Source organism: Streptomyces sp. NPDC107550 (assembly GCF_055639095.1).
Genome location: NZ_JBVKBC010000016.1, coordinates 65,716 through 88,295, shown reverse-complemented (window position 1 = coordinate 88,295; position 22,580 = coordinate 65,716). Strand labels below are relative to the sequence as shown.

General features: G+C 72.0%; 21 protein-coding genes and 1 pseudogene. 13 read left to right on the top strand and 9 right to left on the bottom strand.

Going from position 1 to position 22,580, the window contains the following annotated elements; all coding sequences use genetic code 11:
- The first annotated feature begins 143 nt into the window (after positions 1–143).
- From ACZ7LY_RS21570 to ACZ7LY_RS21550, 5 genes are all read left to right on the top strand, one after another.
- Positions 144–1,676 carry an MFS transporter gene (locus tag ACZ7LY_RS21570; RefSeq protein ID WP_471626267.1) on the top strand — a complete coding sequence of 511 codons (1,533 nt, stop codon included), beginning with the start codon at positions 144–146 and terminating at the stop codon, positions 1,674–1,676.
- A gap of 72 nt (positions 1,677–1,748) precedes the next feature.
- Positions 1,749–2,225, top strand: coding sequence for an NUDIX hydrolase (locus ACZ7LY_RS21565; RefSeq protein WP_471626266.1), 477 nt, complete (start codon positions 1,749–1,751; stop codon positions 2,223–2,225).
- Positions 2,226–2,349: 124 nt separating this feature from the next.
- Positions 2,350–3,744, top strand: a complete 1,395-nt coding sequence (locus tag ACZ7LY_RS21560) for an NADP-dependent succinic semialdehyde dehydrogenase (RefSeq protein ID WP_471626265.1) — start codon at positions 2,350–2,352, stop codon at positions 3,742–3,744.
- Between the two features lie 184 nt (positions 3,745–3,928).
- Positions 3,929–6,430 (top strand): polysaccharide lyase 8 family protein, encoded by a 2,502-nt coding sequence (locus tag ACZ7LY_RS21555; protein WP_471626264.1) that lies wholly within the window; start codon positions 3,929–3,931, stop codon positions 6,428–6,430.
- A gap of 546 nt (positions 6,431–6,976) precedes the next feature.
- Complete coding sequence (locus tag ACZ7LY_RS21550; protein WP_471626263.1) at positions 6,977–8,326, top strand: esterase-like activity of phytase family protein; 1,350 nt, start codon at positions 6,977–6,979, stop codon at positions 8,324–8,326.
- Positions 8,327–8,377: 51 nt separating this feature from the next.
- Here the strand turns inward: ACZ7LY_RS21550 and ACZ7LY_RS21545 are convergent, their stop codons facing one another.
- Positions 8,378–8,860, bottom strand: coding sequence for a hypothetical protein (locus tag ACZ7LY_RS21545; protein ID WP_471626262.1), 483 nt, complete (start codon positions 8,858–8,860; stop codon positions 8,378–8,380).
- Between the two features lie 284 nt (positions 8,861–9,144).
- Between ACZ7LY_RS21545 and ACZ7LY_RS21540 the strand changes: the two genes are divergently transcribed.
- The 5 genes from ACZ7LY_RS21540 to exaC all read left to right on the top strand — a co-directional run bounded on the left by ACZ7LY_RS21540 (position 9,145) and on the right by exaC (position 15,612).
- Positions 9,145–10,674, top strand: coding sequence for an APC family permease (locus tag ACZ7LY_RS21540; protein ID WP_471626261.1), 1,530 nt, complete (start codon positions 9,145–9,147; stop codon positions 10,672–10,674).
- 136 nt (positions 10,675–10,810) lie between these two features.
- Positions 10,811–11,833 carry an acetamidase/formamidase family protein gene (locus ACZ7LY_RS21535; RefSeq protein WP_471626260.1) on the top strand — a complete coding sequence of 341 codons (1,023 nt, stop codon included), beginning with the start codon at positions 10,811–10,813 and terminating at the stop codon, positions 11,831–11,833.
- A 113-nt stretch (positions 11,834–11,946) separates the two neighbouring features.
- Positions 11,947–12,543 (top strand): N-acetylmuramoyl-L-alanine amidase, encoded by a 597-nt coding sequence (locus ACZ7LY_RS21530; protein WP_471626259.1) that lies wholly within the window; start codon positions 11,947–11,949, stop codon positions 12,541–12,543.
- A 168-nt stretch (positions 12,544–12,711) separates the two neighbouring features.
- Positions 12,712–14,004, top strand: coding sequence for a GAF domain-containing protein (locus tag ACZ7LY_RS21525; RefSeq protein ID WP_471626258.1), 1,293 nt, complete (start codon positions 12,712–12,714; stop codon positions 14,002–14,004).
- A gap of 84 nt (positions 14,005–14,088) precedes the next feature.
- Positions 14,089–15,612, top strand: a complete 1,524-nt coding sequence (gene exaC / locus ACZ7LY_RS21520; protein ID WP_471626257.1) for an acetaldehyde dehydrogenase ExaC — start codon at positions 14,089–14,091, stop codon at positions 15,610–15,612.
- A gap of 162 nt (positions 15,613–15,774) precedes the next feature.
- On the opposite strand, the gene ACZ7LY_RS21515 is transcribed toward exaC, so the two are convergent.
- Positions 15,775–15,984, bottom strand: coding sequence for a hypothetical protein (locus ACZ7LY_RS21515; protein WP_471626256.1), 210 nt, complete (start codon positions 15,982–15,984; stop codon positions 15,775–15,777).
- 278 nt (positions 15,985–16,262) lie between these two features.
- On the opposite strand from ACZ7LY_RS21515, the gene ACZ7LY_RS21510 reads away from it, so the two are divergent.
- Entirely contained in the window at positions 16,263–17,087 is an 825-nt protein-coding gene (locus tag ACZ7LY_RS21510; RefSeq protein ID WP_471626255.1) for an MBL fold metallo-hydrolase, read from the top strand.
- Positions 17,088–17,243: 156 nt separating this feature from the next.
- On the opposite strand, the gene ACZ7LY_RS21505 is transcribed toward ACZ7LY_RS21510, so the two are convergent.
- The 4 genes from ACZ7LY_RS21505 to ACZ7LY_RS21490 form a co-directional block, all read right to left on the bottom strand.
- Positions 17,244–17,708 (bottom strand): proline dehydrogenase, encoded by a 465-nt coding sequence (locus ACZ7LY_RS21505; protein WP_471626342.1) that lies wholly within the window; start codon positions 17,706–17,708, stop codon positions 17,244–17,246.
- Positions 17,635–18,240: a transposase family protein gene (locus ACZ7LY_RS21500; protein ID WP_471626254.1), complete on the bottom strand. Its 606-nt coding sequence runs from the start codon at positions 18,238–18,240 to the stop codon at positions 17,635–17,637. The genes ACZ7LY_RS21505 and ACZ7LY_RS21500 overlap by 74 nt, the downstream gene beginning before the upstream one ends.
- A gap of 29 nt (positions 18,241–18,269) precedes the next feature.
- Complete coding sequence (aac(6'), locus tag ACZ7LY_RS21495; RefSeq protein ID WP_471626253.1) at positions 18,270–18,743, bottom strand: aminoglycoside 6'-N-acetyltransferase; 474 nt, start codon at positions 18,741–18,743, stop codon at positions 18,270–18,272.
- A gap of 297 nt (positions 18,744–19,040) precedes the next feature.
- A complete protein-coding gene (locus tag ACZ7LY_RS21490) occupies positions 19,041–19,379 on the bottom strand; it encodes a helix-turn-helix domain-containing protein (RefSeq protein ID WP_471626252.1) in 339 nt (112 codons plus the stop codon).
- A 91-nt stretch (positions 19,380–19,470) separates the two neighbouring features.
- Between ACZ7LY_RS21490 and ACZ7LY_RS21485 the strand changes: the two genes are divergently transcribed.
- Positions 19,471–20,208, top strand: coding sequence for a YoaK family protein (locus ACZ7LY_RS21485; RefSeq protein ID WP_471626251.1), 738 nt, complete (start codon positions 19,471–19,473; stop codon positions 20,206–20,208).
- A 45-nt stretch (positions 20,209–20,253) separates the two neighbouring features.
- Here the strand turns inward: ACZ7LY_RS21485 and ACZ7LY_RS21480 are convergent, their stop codons facing one another.
- A complete protein-coding gene (locus tag ACZ7LY_RS21480) occupies positions 20,254–20,316 on the bottom strand; it encodes a hypothetical protein (protein WP_471626341.1) in 63 nt (20 codons plus the stop codon).
- A gap of 16 nt (positions 20,317–20,332) precedes the next feature.
- Here ACZ7LY_RS21480 and ACZ7LY_RS21475 point away from each other — a divergent pair.
- A pseudogene (locus tag ACZ7LY_RS21475) lies at positions 20,333–20,629 on the top strand (alpha/beta fold hydrolase); the annotation flags it as partial.
- Between the two features lie 35 nt (positions 20,630–20,664).
- On the opposite strand, the gene ACZ7LY_RS21470 reads toward ACZ7LY_RS21475, so the two are convergent.
- Together ACZ7LY_RS21470 and ACZ7LY_RS21465 are read right to left on the bottom strand one after the other, a co-directional pair.
- On the bottom strand, positions 20,665–21,666 hold the full coding sequence (locus tag ACZ7LY_RS21470) for a dihydroorotate dehydrogenase (protein WP_471626250.1): 1,002 nt from the start codon (positions 21,664–21,666) through the stop codon (positions 20,665–20,667).
- Positions 21,667–21,689: 23 nt separating this feature from the next.
- On the bottom strand, positions 21,690–22,553 hold the full coding sequence (locus tag ACZ7LY_RS21465) for a dihydroorotate dehydrogenase electron transfer subunit (RefSeq protein ID WP_471626249.1): 864 nt from the start codon (positions 22,551–22,553) through the stop codon (positions 21,690–21,692).
- Positions 22,554–22,580: the final 27 nt, after the last annotated feature.

Below are 22,580 nucleotides of genomic sequence, written 5' to 3'. Positions count from 1 at the left end.
CGAGCCTCCCCGTACGCCCCGGCCGTGGCCCGGCGACCCCCTGGTGAACGCCCGCGTTCCCTCCCGGTCGCCGTCCACGGCCGGGGCGTCTAGCGTGGTGAAGGGGTTGTCCCGGGGGGTGTCGGGGTCTCCAGGAGGTCGCCATGGACCGCTCGCGTGACGCCGCCGAGGCCACCGGCGGACCCGCCTCCCCCGCCGCTCCGCCTGGCGCGGCCGTGCCGTACCACGGGGGCGGGCGGCACGAGCACCGCTGGCTCATCCTCGCCGTCATCGGCATCGCCCAGCTCATGGTCGTCCTCGACGCGACGATCGTGAACATCGCGCTGCCTTCGGCCCAGCACGATCTGGGGTTCAGCGACGGCAACCGGCAGTGGATCGTGACCGCGTACGCGCTGGCGTTCGGCAGTCTGCTGCTGCTCGGCGGGCGCATCGCGGACCTCGTGGGCCGCAAGACGGTCTTCATCGCCGGCCTGATCGGCTTCGCGGTGGCGTCGGCGCTCGGCGGCGCGGCGACCGGCTTCGGGATGCTGGTCTTCGCGCGGGCGCTCCAGGGCGTGTTCGGCGCGCTGCTGGCGCCGGCGGCGCTGTCGCTGCTGACGACGACGTTCACCGACCCGCGCGAACGCGCCAAGGCGTTCGGCATCTACGGCGCCATCGCGGGCGCGGGCGGCGCGGTCGGCCTGCTCCTCGGCGGCGTCCTCACGGAGTATCTGAACTGGCGCTGGTGCCTGTACGTGAACCTGCTGTTCGCCGTCGTCGCCATCCTCGGCGGCTCCCGGCTGCTGCACGGCGGGCGCCCGGCGGACCGCCCGAAGCTGGACGTGCCGGGCACGCTGCTGGTGTCGGTGGGCCTGTTCTGCATCGTCTACGGCTTCTCGAACGCGGAGACGCACTCCTGGGGCGACGTGCAGACCTGGGGGTTCCTGGTGGTGGGCGCGGCACTGATCGTGGCGTTCGCCTGGTGGGAGCGGCGGGCGGCGCATCCGCTGCTGCCGCTGCGGGTGGTCCTGCACCGCGACCGGGGCGCGTCCTACCTCGCCATGTTCATCTCCGGCGCGGGCATGTTCGGCGTGTTCCTGTTCCTCACGTACTACTTGCAGCAGATTCTCGGGTACTCGCCCGTCATCACGGGTGTGGCGTTCCTGCCGATGGTGGCGTGCATGGTCCTGTCGTCGGTCGTCACGACGAACTACCTGGTGCCGAGGCTCGGGCCGAAACCGATCGTGCCGCTGGGCATGGCGATGGCGGCGGGCGGCATGGCGTGGCTGACCGCGCTCGATCTGACCAGCACCTACGCGGCGCATGTGCTGCCGCCGCTGCTGGTGGCGGGACTCGGGCTCGGCCTCGTGTTCGCCACGGCGATGAACCTCGCCACATCCGGGATCGCCGCGCACGACGCGGGGGTGGCCTCCGCGATGGTCAACACCAGCCAGCAGGTCGGCGGCTCGATCGGCACGGCCCTGCTGAACACGCTCGCCACCAGCGCCGCCACCGACTATCTGGCCACACGCAGGCCGACGCCGCTGGTGCGGGCGCAGGCGGCGATGGAGAGCTACTCGACGGCGTTCTGGTGGTCGGCGCTGTTCTTCGCCATCGGCTTCGTCGTGACGCTGCTGCTGTACCGGCCGGGCGCGCCGAAGGCGGTCGCGGGGGACGAGCCGGCCGTGCACGTGTGAGCCGCCTCGCGCGCCGCTCCCGAGGGCACGTGTCGCCGGGCGGCGCGCGTCGCGGGCGTCGACACTGGCCGCATGGCTGAGGAGAGCAAACGCACCCGTACGAGCGCGGGGCTGCTGGTGTTCCGGCGTGTCCCGGGCGGCTTCGAGGTGCTGCTCGGGCATATGGGCGGCCCCTTGTGGGCCCGCAAGGACGCCCGGGCGTGGACCGTTCCCAAGGGCGAGTACGCCGACGACGAGGCGCCGCTGGACGCCGCGCGCCGTGAGTTCCGCGAGGAGTTGGGGCTCGCGCCGCCGGACGGGGAGCCGCTGCCGCTCGGGCAGACCGTGCAGGCGGGCGGCAAGCGCGTCACCGTATGGGCGCTGGAGGGCGACCTGGATCCGGCGGACGTGGTGCCGGGCACGTTCACCATGCGGTGGCCGCCCCGGTCTGGCAGGACCGCCGAGTTCCCCGAGCTGGACCGGGTGGCGTGGTGGGCGTTGGACGAGGCCCGTACGCGGCTGGTCGCGGCGCAGGCCGTGTTCGTCGACCGGCTCGCCGACCTGCTGTGACGCGGGACCTTCGGGGCGCGTGAGGCGCGTGAGGCGCGTGGTGCCGGGTACCCGACGGGCCCGCGTTGCGGCGTCCGGCGTGGCGCGGGAAGGTCGAGGAAACGGTATCCAGGAGGTCTCCCCCATGCCCATCGCGACGGTCAATCCCGCGAACGGCGAGACGCTGAAGACGTACGACGTCCTGTCCGACGAGGACATCGAGCGCAAGCTCGCGCTGGCGGCGGAGACGTTCGAGTCGTACCGCACGTCGTCCTTCTTCGACCGGGCCCGGCTGCTTCAGCAGGCCGCCGATCTGCTGGACGCGGACACCCCGGACATCGCCAAGGTGATGACGACGGAGATGGGCAAGCCCGTCGCGGCGGCCCGTGCCGAGGCGGCGAAGTGCGCGAAGACGATGCGCTGGTACGCCGATCACGCGCAGGAACTGCTCGCCGACGAGCATCCGGCGCAGGCGGACGTGGAGGACTCGGGGGCGGCGCGCGCCCTGGTGCGCTACCGGCCGCTCGGGCCTGTGCTCGCGGTGATGCCGTGGAACTTCCCGCTGTGGCAGGTGGTCCGGTTCGCGGCGCCCGCGCTGATGGCCGGCAACGTCGGCCTGCTCAAGCATGCCTCGAACGTTCCGCAGACCGCCCTCTACCTGGAGGATCTGTTCCGCCGGGCCGGGTTCCCCGAGGGGTGTTTCCAGACCCTGCTGATCGGTTCGAAGGCCGTGGAGTCCATCCTGCGCGACGAGCGGGTCGTCGCGGCGACCCTCACCGGCAGCGAGCCGGCGGGCCGGGCGGTGGCGTCGGTCGCGGGCGACGAGGTGAAGAAGACGGTCCTGGAACTGGGCGGCAGCGATCCGTACGTGGTCATGCCGTCGGCGGACGTGGAGAAGGCGGCGAAGGTCGCGGTGACGGCCCGGGTGCAGAACAACGGGCAGTCGTGCATCGCGGCGAAGCGGTTCATCGTGCACGAGGACGTGTTCGACCGGTTCCGGGACGCGTTCGTGGCGGGCATGCGGGCGCTGCGCGTCGGTGACCCGCTCGACGAGGAGACCGACGTCGGCCCGCTCTCCAGCGAACAGGGCCGCGCGGACCTGGAGGAGCTGGTGGACGACGCGGTGGAGAACGGCGCGAGCGTGCTGTGCGGCGGGCAGCGGCCCAAGGAGTTCGCGGACCGGGGCTGGTTCTACGAGCCGACGGTCCTCGCCGACATCACGCCCGAGATGCGTATCCACCGCGAGGAGACCTTCGGTCCGGTCGCCACGCTGTACCGGGTCGCTGACCTGGACGAGGCGGTCCGCGTCGCCAACGACACGCCGTTCGGGCTGAGCTCGAACCTGTGGACCGGCGACGAGGACGAGATCGAGCGGTTCGTACGGGACAGCGGCGCGGGCGGTGTCTTCGTCAACGGCATGACGGCCTCGCACCCGGCGCTGCCGTTCGGCGGCGCCAAGCGGTCCGGGTACGGGCGGGAGCTGGCGGGCCACGGCATCAAGGAGTTCTGCAACATCACGACGGTGTGGATCGCCGGCTGACGTGACCGCGGGCGCCTGCGGGTTCTCCCCCGGGCGCCCGCTTGCTCCATGGGCGCCCGCAGTCCGTAGGGGCGCCCGCCCTGAACGATCGCAACGCTCATCTTGGTCGTTTCTCTTGAGCGTTGGGAGCGCCAGGTGCTAGAAACCGCTTACTCCCAGCGGTTCCGAGCACCCGGAGCTTCCCATGACTTCGCCCCGTCCCGCCCCCTGGTCCCGCCGTGCCCTCCTCGCCACCGGCGCCGCAGCGGGCACCGCGTTCGCCGTCGGCGCGGCGCACCCCGCCCGCGCCGCGACCTCCGCGCCGCCCCTTTCCGCGGCCTCCGCCGCTTCCGGCACGGCCGCGACCGCCTCGGCTGACGAGTTCGCCCAACTGCGCGCGCGATGGCGGTCGTTGTACCTCGGCGAGGGTTTCAGCCCCACCGCCGAGCCGTTCCGTACGAAGCTCGCCTCGCTCGGCACGCAGGCCCGCGCCTGGCGCGACGCGATGGCCCCGGCCGACGGATCTCTGTGGCCCGACGCGGTGTTCGGCGACCCGGACCCCGACACGGACACGGAGTCGTTCGGCTACTCCGAGCGCCTCCAGACCAGCTACGAGCGGGCCCGCGTGATGGCCGAGGCGTTCTGCCAGCCCGGCACCGGGGTGACCGGCGACGCCGCCCTCAAGGACGCGGTCCTCACCGCGGTCGATCACCTCGGCACCCAGGTCTACAACAAGACGCAGGCCCAGTACGGCAATTGGTACAACTTCCAGATCGGCGTCCCGCAGCGGCTGCTCGACATCGCCGTCCTCATGTACGACCACCTGGGCGCGGCCCGGATCACGGCGGCCGTCGAGGCGATCGACCACTTCGTGCCCGACTCGCTGGTCGCCAAGTACACCGGCACGAGCACCGGGGCGAACCGCATCGACCTGTGCCGGGTCCTCGCGCTGCGCGGCCTCCTCGACGGCACGGCGGCGAAGGTGGCGCTGGCCCGGGACGCGATCTCGCCCGTCTTCCCGTACGTCACCTCGGGGGACGGCCTGTACGCGGACGGCTCGCTGATCCAGCACACGTACGTGCCCTACACCGGTTCGTACGGCGCGGTGCTCATCGACGGGCTCAGCAAGCTGTTCGCGCTGCTCGGCGGCTCGTCGTGGGCGATCACCGACAGCGGGCGGCAGATCTTCCTCGACTCGGTGGAGCGCTCGTACGCGCCGTTCCTGCACGACGGGCTGGTCATCGACAACGTCTCCGGGCGGGCGATCAGCCGGGGTCTCGTCGCGGGCGACACGCTCAAGGTGCAGCAGAACGACCACACGCGCGGGCACGCGATCATCGCCTCGATCCTGCTGCTCGGGCAGGGCGCGAGCAGCGCGGAGAACGCCCGGTGGCGGGCGCTCGCCAAGGGCTGGTACAGCCGCGACACCTACGGTGACGTGCGTGCCGGGCGCGGCCTCGGGGTGGCGGCGCTGTCCCGGGTGACGGCGCTGCTCGACGACGCGGCGGTGAAGGCGGCGGTCGAGCCGGCCGGGCACCGCCAGTTCCCGGCGATGGCGCGTGCGACGCACCGCTCGAAGCTGTACACGGCGTCGGTGTCGATGTCGTCGAAGGCGATCACGTTCTACGAGAACGGCAACGGCGAGAACGGCCGTGGCTGGCACACCGGTTCGGGGATGCTGTACTGGTGGGCGGCGGGCGACGACGCGGGCGGCGGCCAGTACAGCGACGGCTTCTGGCCGACCGTCGACCCCTACCGCCTGCCGGGCACGACGGTCTCGCGCAAGCCGCTCGCGGACGCGGCGGGCGGCGCGTGGGGCGCGCCCCGGCCGGACACGACATGGGTGGGCGGCGCGACGGACGGCACGTACGGGACGCTCGCGCAGGACGTGCGGGGCCTGTCGTCCACGCTGCGCGGCAGGAAAGCCTGGTTCTTCCTCGATGACGCGGTCGTCTGTCTCGGCGCCGGCATCACGGCGACGGACGGCAGCGGCGTGGAGAGCGTCGTCGACAACCGCTGCCTCGGCGCGTCCGGCACGGCCCGCCTGACCGTCGACGGGCACACCCAGGCGGCGGCCCTGCCGTCCGACGCGGCGTTCCCGAGCGCGCGCTGGGCCCATGTCGCCGGGCACGCCGGGTACGTCTTCCCCGGCGGCGCGGCGCTCCGGGCACTGCGTGAGGAGCGCACGGGGACGTGGCACGACATCAACGGCGGCGGCGCGACGGACCCGGTGACGCGCCGCTACCTCACCCTGTTGGCGGACCACGGCAAGGACCCGGCCGACGCCTCCTACGCGTACGTCGTGATGCCGGGCGCGAGCGCGACCCGTACGGCGGAGCGCGCGGCGGCCCGTGATTGGCTGGAGGTCACCGCCAACTCGGGTGCCGGCCAGGGTGTCCGGGTGCCCTCGCTCGGTTTCACGGGGGCGGTGTTCTGGCAGGCGGGGACGGTCGGCAAGGTGACGGTGGACGCGCCGCTGGTCGTGCAGGCCCGCGAGCGCCGGGACGGCACGGCGACGGTGTCCGTCAGCGACCCGAACCGCTCGGTGCGCTCGGCGACGCTGACGTGGCGGCGCCCGGTGAAGTCGGTGACGTCGAAGCCGTCATCGGTCGTCGAGGCCCGCACCGGGCGGGAGTTGACGCTGACGTTCGGCGACCTGAGCGGCGCGGGCGGCCTGTCGCAGACGGTGACGGTCACGACGGCTTGACGTATCCGCGCGGCCCCGTCAGTTCGCTGTGACCGGCGCGCCGCAGGAGGCGCGGATCCTCAACTCCGGGAGGATGTCGAGGTGTTGTCCCGGCTCGCGGGTACCTGACGGCCTCGTGAGCCGGGACAACAGCAGAGCGGCGGCGCGTCGCCCCACGTCGGTCAACGCTCGGCTTCGCCGTCGGCGGGCGGCGCGGGCGCCGGTTCCGGGCCGCTGCGCAGGCGGAGGGCGGCGACGCGGACCATGCTCCGTCCCCGGAGCGGTTCGAGGAGGCGTGCGTGGCGCCGGTCGACGTGCAGCCGCATGATCCCGGCGCCCCCGTCGCTGAGCGCGCGACGACCGGACCTCCGTCGCCGACCGCGTCATCGTATCGAGCGTGATCGCTCATGACGATCAGTCGAGACGGTGGACCGGGGCCGGGCTGCCCGAGGCCACTCGCCGCCCGCCGTCCCCGCGTTCACCGGCATTCACCGTGCCGTCACCGGGAGTTCGGCACGGCAGCGGACCGTGTGCGCAGCTCACCGTTCGCACGCCTCAGGAGGCACCATGTCCCCGCACGTCCCCGGCAAGCGCCGCGTCCGCAGAACCGTCGCCGCGGGTGTGCCGCTCGCCGCGCTGGCCGCGCTCGCCGTCGCCGGGACCGCGACGGGCGCCCCGGCCGTCTCCGGCCGGGCCGAGGTCGTCGGCAGCGCGACGCTGCCCGACATCCCGCTCGGCACGTTCAGCGACTCCCTGCTGCCGGGCACCGTCGCCGACGACCGGGGCGTCGACCTCGGCGGCATCGGCTCGGACCTCTATCCGGCGGGCCGCGACGGCGAGTTCTGGACGGTCACCGATCGCGGGCCGAACGGCCAGATGAAGGTGGACGGCACCAAGCGCCGCACGTTCCCGGTGCCCGGTTTCGACCCGGCGATCGTCAAGATCCGCGTGGCCGGCGACCGGGTGAAGGTGCTCGACGCCCTCCCCCTCACCACGGCCTCCGGCAAGCCGGTCACGGGCCTGCCGAACCAGGAGAGCCGCGACGAGAAGCCGTACACGTACGACGCGCGCACCCCGCTGCCCGTGAACCCGAACGGGCTCGACACGGAGGGGATCGTGCGGGCCGACGACGGGACGTTCTGGCTGGTCGACGAGTACGGCCCCTCGCTGGTGCACGTCTCCGCGCGCGGGCGCGTGCTCGCCCGGCACGTGCCGAAGGGCCTGGCGCTGAAGGGCGCCGACTACCCGGTCGTCGAGTCGCTGCCCTCGGTCCTGCTGCACCGCAAGGTCAACCGCGGTTTCGAAGGACTCGCGCAGCTCCCGAACGGCGATCTGGTGCTCGCGGTGCAGAGCCCGCTGTCGCTGCCGGACAAGGACGCGGGCGAGTCCTCGCGCACGACGCGTCTGCTGCGGTTCTCCCCGAAGAAGCAGCGGGTGACGGCGGAGTACGCGTACCGCTTCGACCCGGTCGGTGTCGTGGACCCGGGCGAGGACGACACCTCCGAGCTGAAGATCTCCTCCGTCGTCGCCATCGGCGGCAACCGGCTGCTCGTCGAGGAGCGCACCGACAAGGCCGCCCGCCTCCAGGCGGTCGAACTGACGCCGCGCGCGGACATCCTGGGCGGGCGCTGGGACGCGGAGGCCACGTCGCCCTCGCTGGAGCAGTTGCCCGATCCGGCGGCGGCCGGCGTGCCCGTGCTGAAGAAGCGCCTGGTCGTGGACCTGCACACGCTGAACGGTGTCCCCGACAAGATCGAGGGCGTCGCGCTCGCGGGCCGCGACACGCTGGCGCTCATCAATGACAACGACTTCGGCATGACCGACGGCCCCGAGGCGTTCGACGCGCGGGGGCGGCTCGTGGACAGCGGCATCGAGACGAAGGTGACGTACGTGAGGCTGCCGAAGCACGCCCTCTGACGTCTGGTCAATCGCCGGATTCCATGGGTGAGTTCATGGCGTCCGGCATGGTCAGGGCGCCGGCGTGCCGGGGACGGGGACGGGCACGCGCTTCGGCACGTGGCGTCGTGCCGCGTCGTTCCGCAGCAGCCCGCTGGGGAGCCCACTCGGGAACGCGCTGCGCAACTCACTGGGGAGCGCGCTGCGCAGCCCGCCGGGAAGGCCGCTCGGCAGCACACTGGGCAGCTTGCTGGGGAGGCCGCTCGGGGGCTCACTGGGCAGCTCGCTCGGGACTTCGCTCGGGACTTCGCTCGGCAAGGTGCTGGGGGCCTTGGTGCTCGAAGCGCCGGTCGTGGGCGGCGACTTGTCGTCGCCGCCGTCCGAGCCGCGCCGGTTGAACACCAGCAGGACCGCCGCGACGATGACGACGACCGCCACGACGACGGCGATCACCAGGAACGGTCCGCCTCCCCCGCGCCGCGCCCCGGACGGTGGCGGTGGCGGCGGACCCGGCATCGGCGGGGGCTGCGGCGGCATGGGCGGGGGCGTCGTCATGCCGTCCAGGATCGCCGCTGTAGCTCGAACACGCGAGCCCACCGCCAGAGTTACGGCGTTGACGCACCTCCCGGCGCCGGGCCGGGCCCCGTACGGCGTCGCTCGCGTCAACCGCCAGAGGTGCGTACCTCTGACGTGCGGTTATGCACAACCGGTCAGTTATCCACAGATGTCCCGCGCCCTCTTCCGCCTCAACCGGCGCGGCCCGTACCGTACTTCACGCGGATCGCCGCACCCCCCGCCCCTTCCGGCGGCCGGCGGCGTGCGCACGGGAGGGGGAGCCTGTGTCGGGGGACGTGGGGAACACCGGGCATGCCGCGGGCGCGCGCACCGGGCCGGACAGCGGGACGCCGGCGGGGCCGGGGCTGCGCCGTGAGGCCATCGGGCTGCGCGAGGTGCTGTTCCAGAGCGTGACGGCGATGGCGCCGGCCGCGGCCATCGCCGCGTCGATCCCGTCGGGCGCCGCGTTCGCGGGCGGGAGCCTGCCGCTGTCGGTGCTGATCGCGCTGGTGGCCTGCCTGTTCACGGCGTCCTGCGTGGCGGAGCTGGCCCGGCGGATACCGGCGGCCGGGTCGGTGGCGACGTACACCGCGCAGGGGCTGCATCCGGCGGCCGGTTTCCTCGTCGGCTGGGGCTATGTGTTCGTCGAGGCGCTGGTGCCGCCGCTGCTGCTGCTCCAGCTCGGGTTCACGACGGCCGGCACCCTGCATGAGCAGTGGGCGTCCTTCCCCGGCGACCTGTGGTGGCCCTGGTCGCTGGCGGGGGCGGTCGTCATCGCCGTGACCGGCTACTTCGGCGTGCGGGCCTCGGCGCGCTTCGGGACCGTCCTCGGCGTCTTCGAAGTGCTGGTCTTCCTCGTCTTCGCGGTGCTCCTGGTGGTGAAGGCCGGCGACGGGAACACGCTGTCGGTCTTCGGCACCTCGCACACCGCGCACGGCTACTCCGGGGTCGGCGGCGTGTTCGCGGGCTCGGTGTACACGGTCCTGGCGTTCGCGGGCTTCGAGGCGGCGGCTCCGCTCGCCGAGGAGACCAAGGACCCGCGGCGCACCATGCACCGGGCGGTCCTCGGCGCGGCCCTCGCCATCGGGCTCGTCTACGTGGTGACGACGTACGCCATGTCGGTGTACGTCGGCCCGGACCGCTTCTCCGGGTTCTCCGGCTCCGGCGCGGCGTCCTGGGAGGGCGTGGCGCGGGCCTCGTTCGGGCTGTTCTGGGTGCTGGTGTTCCTGGCCGTCGTCAACTCCACGGTGGCGAACGCCAACGCCTGCGCGACGGTGTCCACGCGGACCGCGTTCGCGCTGGGGCGCATCGGGGTCTTCCCGGGGGCGTTCGCGCGGGTGCATCCGGTGCGCCGTTCCCCGGTGACCGGCGTGGTGGTGCAGTTCGCCGTCGCGGTGGCGGTCATGCTCGGACTCGGTCTCGGGTACGACCCGGTGACCGCGTTCCTGCTGCTCGCCACCGTGATCGTCACGGTCATCATCGGGGTGTACATCGTCGTGAACGTCGCCTGCATGGGGTATTTCCTGCGCCGCGCCCGAGCGGATCTGCGTCCGGTACGGCATCTCGTGTTCCCGGTGCTCGGCATCGCGGCGTTCGTCCCCGCGCTGCTGACCGCCGCCGGCATACCGGCCTTCTCCTTCGTCTCCGAGCTGACGGCGCCCGTGTCGTACGCGGGCCCCGTCGTCGGCGTCTGGCTCGCGCTCGGCGTGCTGGTGCTGGTCGTGCTGATGCGGCGGCACCCCGAGCGGGTGGCGCGGACGGCCCATGTACACCTCGACGACGACCCGCCGCCGGAGCCACCCACCACGCCCTGAACCGGCACCGCCCCCACGCCCTGAACTGGCACCCCCGTACCCCGGAAACCTCGTACCGCCCGTACCGCGCAGCCCGTACCCCGCACGCCCCGTACCCCGCACCCGCCCCTCCGCACCGAAACGGAGCACCCTCGTCATGAGCGACCCGCAGTGGCTGACCGTCCGGCCCGAGCCCGACGAGTACGCCTGGACGTTCGGCGGGGCGCCGCCCGTGGCCCGGATCGCGCCGGGCACCGTGCTCGACCTGTACACCGAGGACTGCTTCGCGGGCCGGGTCCGTTCCGAGAAGGACCTCGTCTCGCAGGTGTGCGAGTTCCCGTACCTCAATCCGCAGACGGGCCCCTTCCATATCGAGGGCGCCGAGCCGGGTGACACGGTCGCGGTGCACTTCGTGTCCGTCGAACCGGCCCGCGACTGGGCGGCGTCCACGACCGTGCCGCTGTTCGGGGCGCTGACCTCGACGCACACGACGGCGACGCTCCAGCCTCCGCTGCCGGAGGCGGTGTGGATCTGGCAGCTCGACCGCGAGCGGCGCACCGCCCGCTTCACCGCGCGCGACGGTGACCACTCGGTGGACCTGCCGATGGACCCGATGCACGGCACGGTCGGCGTCGCCCCGGCCAACCTGGAGGTGCGGTCCGCGCTGGTGCCCGACGCGCACGGGGGCAACATGGACACGCCGGAGATGCGCGCGGGCGTCACCTGCTACCTCGGGGTCAACGTCGAGGGCGCCCTGCTGAGCCTCGGCGACGGGCACGCCCGGCAGGGCGAGGGCGAGACGTGCGGTGTCGCGGTGGAGTGCGCGATGCACACGGTCGTCGTCGTGGAACTGCTCAAGGGCGTCACGACACCCTGGCCGAGGATCGAGTCCGACACGCACATCATCTCGACAGGTTCGGCGCGCCCCCTGGAGGACGCGTTCCGGATCTCCCAGCTCGATCTGGTGCAGTGGCTCGTACGGGACTACGCGTTCAGCGAGTTGGACGCGTACCAGTTCGCCACGCAGACGGTCGAGTCGCCGCTGGCGAACGTCTGCGACACGAACTACACGTGCGTGGCGAAGCTCCGCAAGGAGTGGCTGCCCGCGCGCGAGACGCACCGCGGTCTCCACGCCCATCTGCGTGAGCTGGCCGCCGCGCTCCCCCGCCCCGCCCTCTGAACCCCCGGCGCCCCTCCGGGACCCCACGCCCCACACGCACCACCTCGTACCGCACGCACCACCCGGGTTCTCCCCCCCCCCACCGTCCCAGCCAACCGAGAGGCAGGACCGTCATGGACCGAGCAGGACACCTCCCCCGCCGCCGTCTGCTCCAGGCCGGCGCGCTGGCCGCCGTACCCGGCGTGCTGTTGCCCGCGGGCCGGGCCGCGGCCGGCGCGCAGGCCGTCGACTACCCCGGCGCCGAGTCCGTGCCCGCGAGCACGTCCAACTACACGGTGGCGAACCGCCCGGCGACGTACGCCATCGACCGGGTCATCATCCACGTCACGCAGGAGACGTACGCGGACGCGCTCGCCATCTTCAAGAACCCGGCGAAGGCGGTGTCGGCGCACTACGTGGTGCGTTCGGCGGACGGGCACATCGCGCAGTGCGTGCGCGAGAAGAACGTGGCCTGGCACGCGGGCAACTGGTCGTACAACACGCGCAGCGTCGGCATCGAGCACGAGGGCTGGGTCGACAAGCCGGAGTACTTCACCGACGCCATGTACGCGCAGTCGGCGGCGCTGACCGCGTCGATCTGCGCGCGGTACGGCATTCCGCGCGACCGGGCGCACATCCTCGCGCACTCCGAGGTCCCGGGCACCGATCACACCGACCCGGGCCCGTACTGGGACTGGACCCGCTACATCAGAATGGTCAACTTCGCCTGACGCCCTGCCCCGCTGCCCCGTCGCACGCCGGATCGGCGTCTCCGCGAGCCGATCCGTCGTGCCGGGATCCTTGTCGCCCCGCGTCACGGGGGTGACGATGTCCTGGACGCGACGGAGGAAGCCGTCCCCGGCGCGGCGTGCAGCCGAACCACCGTCAGGGAGGCCGAGTTGACCGATCCGTGGGTCGCCCTGGAGCCGGGCGCCGATGTGTCCGAGCGGGTACGGGCCCTGCGCCGCGCCCATGACCGGTTCACCGCGGCGGGCACGGTCGCCCGCCCGGTGCGTCCGGTGGTCGCGGCGTCCTGGCGCCGCTCGGCGGGCGCGCACGTCAGCCCGGACGCGTCGGCGTCGGTCGAGTTGTCGGACGGTGACCTCGGAGCGTACCGGGCGGAGCACCCGCTCGCGCGCGTGATGCCGCTGTTCCGGGAGCTGTTGGGCACGTTCGCCGCCGACGGCGAGCATCTGCTCGCCGTGTGCGACGCGCAGGGACGGCTGCTGTGGGTGGAGGGCCACCCGGCGACGCGCCGCAAGGCGGGCGGCATGAACTTCGTGCCCGGGGCGCGCTGGTCGGAGTCGGCGATGGGGACGAACGCGCCGGGCACGGCGGTCGCCGTGGACCGCCCGGTGCAGGTGTTCGCCGCGGAGCACTTCATCCGCGCGGTGCAGCCGTGGACGTGCGCGGCGGCACCGGTGCACGATCCGCGCTCGGGGCGGCTGCTCGGTGCGGTCGACATCACGGGCGGCGACGGACTCGCGCACCCGCACAGCCTGGGGTTCGTGCAGGCGGTGGCCCGCGCCGCCGAGTCCCAACTCGCGCTCCTCGCACCGCCGTCGGCGCCCCCGACGGGCCTGCGGCTGTGGGTGCTGGGCAGGGACGAGGCGCTGCTGCTCACCCCGGCGGGCCACAAGCTCCGGCTGAGCCGCCGCCACAGCGAACTGCTCGTGCTGCTCGCCCTGCACCCGGAGGGCCTGACCGGCGACGAACTCCTGTGCTCGCTCTACGAGGACGAGTCGGTGACCCCGGTGACGCTGCGCGCCGAACTGGCGCGGCTGCGCCGCGTGGTGGGCCAGGACGTCCTGACGTCCCGCCCGTACCGGCTGGCGCTGCCGGTCGAGTCGGACCTGGAGACCGTCCGCAGACGGCTCGGTTCCGGCGCGGTCACCGCGGCGGCGTCGGCGTACGCGGGCCCGCTCCTTCCGGCGTCGCAGGCCCCGGCCGTCGCCCGGGTGCGGCAGCGGCTCGCGGACGAGTTGCGGGCGGCGCTCGTCGCCCGCGGCGACCCGGACCTGCTCGCCGACTGGGCGTACGCACCGTGGGGCGAGGACGACCTGGAGGTGTGGCGCGCGCTCGCGGCGGCACGCCCGACACCGCAGAACCTGGCCCGCGTCGCGGCGCTGGACGAGGAGCAGGGCTTCCCACGCCCGGGCGCCCCGCACCCCGCGTCCTCGTACGCAACGTAGCTGCAACGTCGCGGCGCCTAGCCTCCCGGCGAACCCGGCGACAGCTGCCCGAGGGCGGGCAGCGTGCACAGGAGGCCAGCCACGATGACCCGTTACGCGAACCCCAACACCGAGGGCTCCGTCGTCTCCTACCAGCCCCGCTACGACCACTTCATCGGCGGCGCGTACGTGCCGCCGGCGCGCGGCCAGTACTTCGAGAACCCGAGCCCGGTGAACGGACAGCCGTTCACCGAGGTCGCCCGGGGCACCACCGAGGACGTCGAGCGCGCCCTCGACGCCGCGCACGCCGCCGCGCCGGCCTGGGGCCGCACCTCCCCGGGGGCGCGCGGCGACATCCTGCTGAAGATCGCCGACCGCATGGAGCAGAACCTCGAAGTGCTCGCGGTCGCCGAGAGCTGGGAGAACGGCAAGCCGGTGCGCGAGACGCTGGCCGCCGACATCCCGCTCGCCATCGACCACTTCCGCTACTTCGCGGGCGCGGTCCGTGCGCAGGAGGGCAGCCTCTCCGAGATCGACGACGACACGATCGCGTACCACTTCCACGAGCCGCTGGGCGTCGTCGCGCAGATCATCCCGTGGAACTTCCCGATCCTGATGGCTACGTGGAAGCTCGCGCCGGCGCTGGCGGCGGGCAACGCGGTCGTCATCAAGCCGGCGGAGCAGACGCCGGCCTCCATCCACGTATGGCTGGATCTCGTCAAGGATCTGCTGCCGCCGGGTGTGGTCAACATCGTCAACGGTTTCGGCGTGGAGGCGGGCAAGCCGCTCGCGTCGTCGGCGCGGGTCGCCAAGGTCGCGTTCACGGGCGAGACGACGACGGGCCGGCTGATCATGCAGTACGCGTCGGAGAACATCAAGCCGGTCACGCTCGAACTCGGCGGCAAGAGCCCGAACATCTTCTTCGACGACGTGTGGGCGAAGGACGACGACTTCCGCGACAAGGCCCTCGAAGGCTTCACGATGTTCGCCCTCAACCAGGGCGAGGTGTGCACGTGCCCGTCGCGGGCGCTGATCCAGCAGGGCCACTACAGCGAGTTCCTCGACGCGGCCGTCGCCCGCACCGAGGCGATCAAGGCGGGCCACCCGCTGGACACGGACACGATGATCGGCGCGCAGGCGTCCAACGACCAGCTCCAGAAGATCCTCTCGTACCTGGACATCGGCCAGCAGGAAGGCGCGAAGGTCCTCACGGGCGGGCAACGCCTGGAGTACGAAGGCGAGTTGGCGGGCGGCTACTACGTCCAGCCCACGATCTTCGAGGGCAGCAACCGCATGCGGATCTTCCAGGAGGAGATCTTCGGCCCGGTCGTCTCGGTCGCGTCCTTCGCCGACTACGACGACGCCATCAAGATCGCCAACGACACGCTGTACGGCCTCGGCGCGGGCGTCTGGACCCGCGACATCAACACCGCGTACCGCGCGGGCCGGGCGATCCAGGCGGGCCGCGTCTGGACGAACTGCTACCACGCATACCCCGCGCACGCGGCGTTCGGCGGCTACAAGCAGTCGGGCATCGGCCGCGAGAACCACAAAATGATGCTGGACCACTACCAGCAGACGAAGAACCTCCTGGTGTCCTACTCCCCGAAGAAGCTGGGCTTCTTCTAGACACCCACGAGAAGGCGCCTGACCTGGGTCTCCCCTGTCAGGCGCCTTCCGCTGGGCTTGTTCAGAGCGGGGCACGATATACGTGGTATCTCCCGGTTACTCCCTCCGGTATCCCGCACCTCACCAGCTCTTCCGGACCAGTCACGGACCAAGACCCACGGTTCACCCCTCTGGCACTGCGCCCCGGCTCACACGGTCCCACTCTTCCGTCGACTGCTCAATGAGGCGGTCGGCCTGCTCCTGCGTGATGCCATACGCAGATGCGTCGACGTAGTTGCCCGCCTGGTTCCGGAACAGCCGTTCGTCCGGCGCCACGCCGAACCGTTCGATGTGTGCTCGGAGGATGCGCACGAACTGCGGCGGGATGGGCACCGGCCCGAGTCCATGTCGCTGTGGGGAAGGGCCGTTGTATCCGCGACAGAGCGCCCAGCCCGGCGGCGGCGGACACGAATGTACGCATGACAGTCCCCCTTGATCGGGTCATCGTTCGGCAGAAGTGCCGTCTCGGGGTCCTCAGCTGACACCGGCTGGCCCGTGCAGAAGCCTCCGTGGACGATCCACCGCCCAGTCGCCATCACGCGCCCCGTGGGGTTGTGTTGATGTGTGCCAGCCCCTCTGTCAGGGTGCGGACATCAAACGGGGAGGGACCCATGCTGAAGCGAGTCGCCGAGGGCGTGCTGATCCACCAGAGTGAGTTGCTCGAGAACAACACCGTCGTCGTACAGGGCAGGGACGGCGTGCTGGTCGTAGACGCCGGGATCACCGGTGCCGAGATGACCTGCCTGGCACACGACCTTCGACAGCTGGGCCAGCCGGTGGTGGCAGGGTTCTCGACGCATCCTGACTGGGATCACGTGCTCTGGCACGCCGATCTCGGCGAAGCGCCTCGTTACGGCACAGCCCGCTGCGCGGACTTCATGCAGGATGTGCTGTCGAACGCGGACTGGAAGGCCGGCGTCACCGACGGGCTGCCACCGGAAATCGCCGAGGACACACCCCTCGACCTGTACGGCCTGATCACTGGTCTGCCAGCAGAAACTACGCGGCTTCCCTGGGACGGCCCCAAGGTGCGGATCATCGAGCATCCGGCGCATGCCCAGGGCCACGCGGCCCTGCTGATCGAAGAACGCCGCGTTCTCATCGCCGGCGACATGCTCTCCGACGTCTTCGTTCCCATGCTCGACGACACCGTTGAGCCGATTGAGGACTACCTGGTCGGGCTGGGGCTGCTCGAGGGCGTAGCGGACGACGTCGATGTCGTCATTCCCGGACATGGCTCCCTCGCCAGGGATGAGGAGGTACGCGCCAGGATCAACCTGGATCGCGCGTACGTGGAGGACCTACGTGACGCCCGGGTGTCCAGCGACCCGCGGGTCGTGTCGCCCAAACCCGGCTGGGAATGGGCAAGCGACATCCACGAAGGACAGGCCCGACACCTCGCCCGCCGAAGCGAGCGCGACGGGACACCTGGCTAGTGCCGCATCAGGCAACGTTCGCCCCGACGTGACGTATCGTCTGGTGGCCGTGTTGGGCGGTAGCGATCTGTCGACCGAACTGCGTCAGGCCACACCGCGATGAGGCGTGTCGCCTTGGTGGTGCATCAGCAGATTGGTGGTGCATCGGCAGAGTGGTCAGTAGGCGTTGCCGAGGACATCGCCGGCTGCTGCGCGGAAGTTCTTCACGGCCTGGTAGAGGGCGTGCTCTCGCTCGGCAGCAAGAGCGGTGTCCGCCTCCTTCTGGGAGGAGTCCCCTGCATGGGCGTGTTCCACCATCCGGCCTATCACGCTGGACAGGTCACCGGATGCCCGCGCCACACGGTCGGCTGATTCCACCGTGGAAAGCGGTCCTTCAAGGATGACGACTTCCGCGGCCCGGTGGACCTCCCGAGCCAGTGTGACGAAACGGTGAACCTTCTCGTCCACATCCCGCAGGTCGGGAGTCTCCGGCCGGAGTGCACCCAACACCGCGTCCATAGCGATGTCTCGGTCGTGAAGAGCACCGAGGTAGGTCGCGTAGGCGTCCCTACGGTGTTGCCTGCGCCACTGCTCGAACTGCGAGCGTGCCGTAGCACGCCCGTTCACCCACGCCGCGCCGATGGTGGTGAGGGAACCTACGGCGGCGCCGACCAGTGCGGCGAGTCCGGCATCCATGATCCCCATTCTGCCTTGGAAATTCGGCTGGTGGGTGAGTCAGCGGGCCGTCGTGCCGACGAGCACGAGTTCGGTGCTCGGTAGGACTGGCGGCGTCGCTGCTCACGCCAGGCGTACCGCCTGCCCAGTGGGGCTTCGGCTTCTTCGGCGGGGCGCTGATCTGGTCGGGGAACTCGTTGGCCAGGCCCCGGCAGCCCTCGTCGACCTCGGCTTTCACCATCGGGTGCAGCCGGAGCTGCTCGACGATTCCCTCCGTGCGCATCGCGGTCTCATCGTGCATGCGGCCAGGCCGGTCGGCTCCGGACCACGGGGTGCGGCCCTGGCGGTCACCGATCGTGGTGGTCTTCATGGTGTTCTGCTTCTTCTTGCCGGAGACGAACGCGCAGCGGCCGGACCGATGCGCCTTCGGGCGGCGGACCTGCGTCTCGGTGCCGTCGATCCGCAGCTTGATTCCCGCCGCGGCCGCGTAGGCGAACACGTCGGCCAGGGTCCGCAGCCGCAGACCGGTCAGATCAGCTCCTCGGCAAGCAGATCCATAAGCAGTCCGTCCTGCCAGGTACCCGACTGGTGGTCGCGCCAGTAGGCCCGCATGATCCCCACGGGCTTGAACCCGACCTTGCCGTAACTGCGTATCGCCGTGGTGTTGGCCGCGGCCGGGTCAATGGTCAGCCGATGATGGCCGCGTTCGTGCACCAGCCACCGGGCCAGGGTGCGTACGGCGTCGGTGCCGAGTCCCTTCCCGTGATGCCGCGCCGTCAAGAAGATGTCGAGGCTGGCATGCCGGAATTCGGGATCGGCTTCTTCCTCGAACTGGATCGCTCCGATGACCTCGCCCTCGAAGACGACGGCGATCATGCCCTCGAAGCCGTCCGGCAGCGACCACCACGCTGCGACTTCCGGCTCCCGCACGATCCTGTCAAGGACCTCCCCATCGCCGACGGCTATCGACCGCAGTACCACCTTGTCCCCGCGTAGCTCCATGCCCCTCAGTATCCCCGAGAGAGGGAAGCGCGCTCGGAAGCCATGACGCGCTCGGTAGCCGACCACGTCGTCAGGCCCGGTCAGCCGCAGCAGGGCTCGGTTCCACGACGACAGATGGGGCGGCCGACTCATGCCTGGGCCCGCAGCGCCGCTCCGCCGTCTCCTCCCCTCCCCCGGCCTCCGTCGCCCGGCCCGCTCCGGCGCAGTGCCAGTGCTGGGAGCGGCGGACTCCAGCCGGCCGTGAACCTGCGTTTCTGATCACGCAGATCTGTAGCGGTTTCCGCGAGTCACTGCGAGTCACTGCGAACCTGCGGCCACCAGGGTCGCGGTGATGGGTTCGAGGTTGGTGACCAGTTCGTCGAGTTCGGCTGGGGACAGGACCTCATACGGCGGGATGGCGAGTTCGTCAGTGAGGGTTTCGATGCGCTGTTTGGTCGCACGGCCTGCGTCGGTGAAGTGGCCGTCGATGTCGACGAGTCCGCGTTCGCGCATGCCGCCCATGACCGCGGCCAAGCGCTCTCTCGGCAGGTGATGGATGCGTCCGAACGACTCCGGGGGGTGGATGCCCTGCTCCACAGCGGAGAGCACGTGGGCCTCCGTGCCGCCGATGCGCGGACTGCTCACGACCTCGGCCACGGGGTGTCCGACAGCGTGTCCGGCCCGGTGAGACGTCTTCCCTCGCGTGCGGTGCTGCACGATGCGTCCGACGGACAGGAAGGGAAGCAGCATGCGCGAACTGCTCAGTGACGCGGCCTCCACACTCGTACCGCCCCGACAGGACCGGCACGGCCCGCTGCCGCCGCTGCTGCTCACGTTGACGGTGGTCACCGGAGTGGTGGACGCGGTGAGTTATCTCGCCCTCGGGCACGTCTTCGTCGCCAACATGACCGGCAACGTCGTCTTCCTGGGGTTCGCCCTGGCCGGCGCGGCGAACCTGTCGGCGCTCGCCTCCGTCGTCGCGCTGGTGGCGTTCCTCGGCGGCGCGCTCACCGGGGGCGGGCTCGGCACCCGCTTCGCGGCGCACCGCGGAAGGCTGCTGGCGACGGCGACCGCCGTGCAGTCCGTGCTGGTCGCCGTCACCGTGGCCGCCGCCGCGGTGACCGGCGGCCGGATCACCCCGGCCGTCCAGTACACGCTGATCGTGTTCCTCGGGCTCGCCATGGGGCTGCAGAACGCGGTGGCCCGGCGCCTCGGCGTCCCGGACCTCACCACGACCGTGCTGACCCTGACCCTGACGGGTCTCGCCGCGGACTCCGGCCCGGCAGGCGGCGCGGCCCCGCGGCCCGGTCGGCGGATGCTGTCCGTGCTGGCGATGTTCGCCGGCGCGTACGCCGGCGCCCAACTGGTGCTGCGTGGCCATCTCGTGCTCGCCCTGGGCCTGGCGCTGCCGCTCCTCGCGCTCACGTCGGTGGCCGCGCACCGGCTGTCGTCGGGGGACCCGGCCTGGACGAAGCCACTGTCCTGACGCCATCGGAGAGTGCGGCACGCCCGCAGCTCCGGTCCCCGCCGTTCACCCGAGTCGCCCCTGCGACTGCCACTCCCGGGGCGAGATGCCGTACGTCGCGCGGAACACCCGGCTGAAGTGGCCCGAGGAGGCCGTGCGCAACAGTGGGAACGTGGCCGCGAGCGGCGGCTTCTTCGCTGCGGCCGCCGCGCCCGCGACCTGGTGCACGGACTTCCGCGGCGACATCCCGGCCATCGACGTGCCCGCGTTGATCCTGCACGGCACGGGCGACCGGGTCCTGCCCGTCGAGGGGACGGCACGGCCGTTCCACAAGGCCCTGCCGTCCGCCGACTACGTGGAGATCGAGGGCGCCCCGCACGGCCTGCTGTGGACCCACGCGGAGGAGGTCAACGCCGCTCTCCTCGCCTTCCTGCGGAAGTGACCTCGACGTAGGGCCGACTCCCCCGCGCGGAGCGGTCAGTCCCGGTGCGCCGCCCCCACCAGCCCCTCCAGGGAGTCCATCCCCCGGGCGGCGAGTTCCTCGGTCAGGTCGCGGAGGATACGGGTGGGGGCGCTCGGGTCGTTGAAGACGGCCGTGCCGACGGCCACCGTGTCCGCGCCGGCCGCGAGGAACTGCAACACGTCCCGTGCCGTACGGATACCGCCTATGCCGCAGATCGGGACGCGCCGCACGGAGCCGGCGCGCATCGCGGCGTGGATCTGGTGGACGCAGCGCACGGCGACGGGCCGGATCGCCGGGCCGGACAGGCCCCCGGTCGCCCCGGCGAGCACCGGGCGCAGCGTGTCCGGGTCGATGACCATGCCGAGCAGGGTGTTGACGCAGGCGAGCCCGTCGGCGCCGGCCTCGACGCAGGCGGCGGCCATGTCGGTGATGGAGGTGACGTCGGGCGAGAGCTTCGCGTAGACGGGCTGGGCGGGGTCGGCGGCGGCGCGCACCGCTTCGACGATGGCGTACGAGGCGTCGGCGTTGCAGGCGAAGACGGCGCCTCGGTCGGCGACGTTGGGGCAGGAGATGTTGACTTCGAGGCCGACGACGCCGGGCTGCCCGGCAAGGCGCGCGGCGCACTCGGCGTACTCCTGCGCGTCGCGCCCCGCGATGGAGACGACGGTGCGGGCTCCTTGCTCATGCAGCCACGGCAGTTCGCGGTCCACGAAGGTGTCGAGGCCGCCGCCTTGCAGGCCGATGGAGTTGAGCATGCCGCTCGGCGTCTCCGCCATGCGCGGGGTGGCGCGGCCCGAACGGGCGTACGGCATCACGGTCTTGGTGACGAGCGCGCCGAGCGAGGCGAGCGGAAGGAAGCGGGCGATCTCGCGCCCGTAGCCGCCGCAGCCGGAGGCGATGAGGACGGGGTTGGGCAGGGTGCCGCCGCCGTAGCGGGCAGTGAGGTCGGGGGCGACAGGGCGGTCGGGGGTCCCGGGCCCGTCGCCCTGATCGTGTGTGGCGGCCGTCGAACGCATGTCCGTGAACTCCCTCGGGGTTGTCAGTGCAGGCCCATCGCGGCGGCGCCTTCGATGTCCTCGGGCAGCGAACCGACGTCGCTCCAGCGGACCTTGGCGCCGTCGAAGCAGGGGCCGTCGACGCAGGCGCGCACGAAGCGGGACACGCCGTCGGCGCCCTCGACGGGCAGCACGCAGCTCATGCAGGCGCCGATGCCGCAGGCCATCGCCTCCTCGACCGCCGTCCAGGCGCGGGCGCCGCGGGCCGCTGCGGCCTCGGTGACGGCGCGCAGCATGCCCATGGGGCCGCAGGCGTAGACGTCGGTGGCGGCGACGGCGTCCAGTTGGGCGGGCAGCGCGTCGGTGACCAGGCCGCGCGTCCCGGCGGAACCGTCGTCGGTGGTCACGGTGACGCGGCCGGTGAGGTGCCGGGCCATCTCGACGCCGAACAGGCGGTCGGCGCTCGCCGCCCCGACGACGAACGCGACCTCGGGCGCCCCCGCGTCGAGCAGGGCGCGGGCGAGCGGGAGCAGCGGAGCGCTGCCGTAGCCGCCGCCCACCAGGACGGCGGGCCCCGGGTGCTCGGCGACGGGGAACGGGGTGCCGAGCGGCGCCACCACATCCAGCACGTCACCGGGAGCGAGCCGCGCCAGCTCCTTCGTACCGGCGCCGCGCTCGGCGAAGACGATCTCGATGAGGCCGCGTGCCGGGTCGGCGTGGTGGAGGGAGAACGCCCGGCGCAGCAGCAGCGCGGAGGACTCCGGCCGGCCGATGGCGACGGCCACGAAGTGACCCGGCCGCACATGCTCGGCGACGCCCTCGACCGCCAGCGTCAGCCGGTGGTAGGCCCCGCAGGGGATGCGCGATACGACGCGCGCGGTCGTCTGCCGGGGCGGGGCCAGTGCCATGGGTGCGCTCTCTTCGTCCGGTGTCAT

What these genes read in the sequence shown, in the direction of transcription:
- ACZ7LY_RS21570 (WP_471626267.1), top strand. Translation starts at nt 144, where the DNA reads ATGGACCGCTCGCGTGACGCCGCCGAGGCCACCGGCGGACCCGCCTCC.
- ACZ7LY_RS21565 (WP_471626266.1), top strand. Translation starts at nt 1,749, where the DNA reads ATGGCTGAGGAGAGCAAACGCACCCGTACGAGCGCGGGGCTGCTGGTG.
- ACZ7LY_RS21560 (WP_471626265.1), top strand. Translation starts at nt 2,350, where the DNA reads ATGCCCATCGCGACGGTCAATCCCGCGAACGGCGAGACGCTGAAGACG.
- ACZ7LY_RS21555 (WP_471626264.1), top strand. Translation starts at nt 3,929, where the DNA reads ATGACTTCGCCCCGTCCCGCCCCCTGGTCCCGCCGTGCCCTCCTCGCC.
- ACZ7LY_RS21550 (WP_471626263.1), top strand. Translation starts at nt 6,977, where the DNA reads ATGTCCCCGCACGTCCCCGGCAAGCGCCGCGTCCGCAGAACCGTCGCC.
- ACZ7LY_RS21545 (WP_471626262.1), bottom strand. Translation starts at nt 8,860, where the DNA reads ATGACGACGCCCCCGCCCATGCCGCCGCAGCCCCCGCCGATGCCGGGT.
- ACZ7LY_RS21535 (WP_471626260.1), top strand. Translation starts at nt 10,811, where the DNA reads ATGAGCGACCCGCAGTGGCTGACCGTCCGGCCCGAGCCCGACGAGTAC.
- ACZ7LY_RS21530 (WP_471626259.1), top strand. Translation starts at nt 11,947, where the DNA reads ATGGACCGAGCAGGACACCTCCCCCGCCGCCGTCTGCTCCAGGCCGGC.
- exaC (WP_471626257.1), top strand. Translation starts at nt 14,089, where the DNA reads ATGACCCGTTACGCGAACCCCAACACCGAGGGCTCCGTCGTCTCCTAC.
- ACZ7LY_RS21510 (WP_471626255.1), top strand. Translation starts at nt 16,263, where the DNA reads ATGCTGAAGCGAGTCGCCGAGGGCGTGCTGATCCACCAGAGTGAGTTG.
- ACZ7LY_RS21485 (WP_471626251.1), top strand. Translation starts at nt 19,471, where the DNA reads ATGCGCGAACTGCTCAGTGACGCGGCCTCCACACTCGTACCGCCCCGA.
- ACZ7LY_RS21470 (WP_471626250.1), bottom strand. Translation starts at nt 21,666, where the DNA reads ATGCGTTCGACGGCCGCCACACACGATCAGGGCGACGGGCCCGGGACC.
- ACZ7LY_RS21465 (WP_471626249.1), bottom strand. Translation starts at nt 22,553, where the DNA reads ATGGCACTGGCCCCGCCCCGGCAGACGACCGCGCGCGTCGTATCGCGC.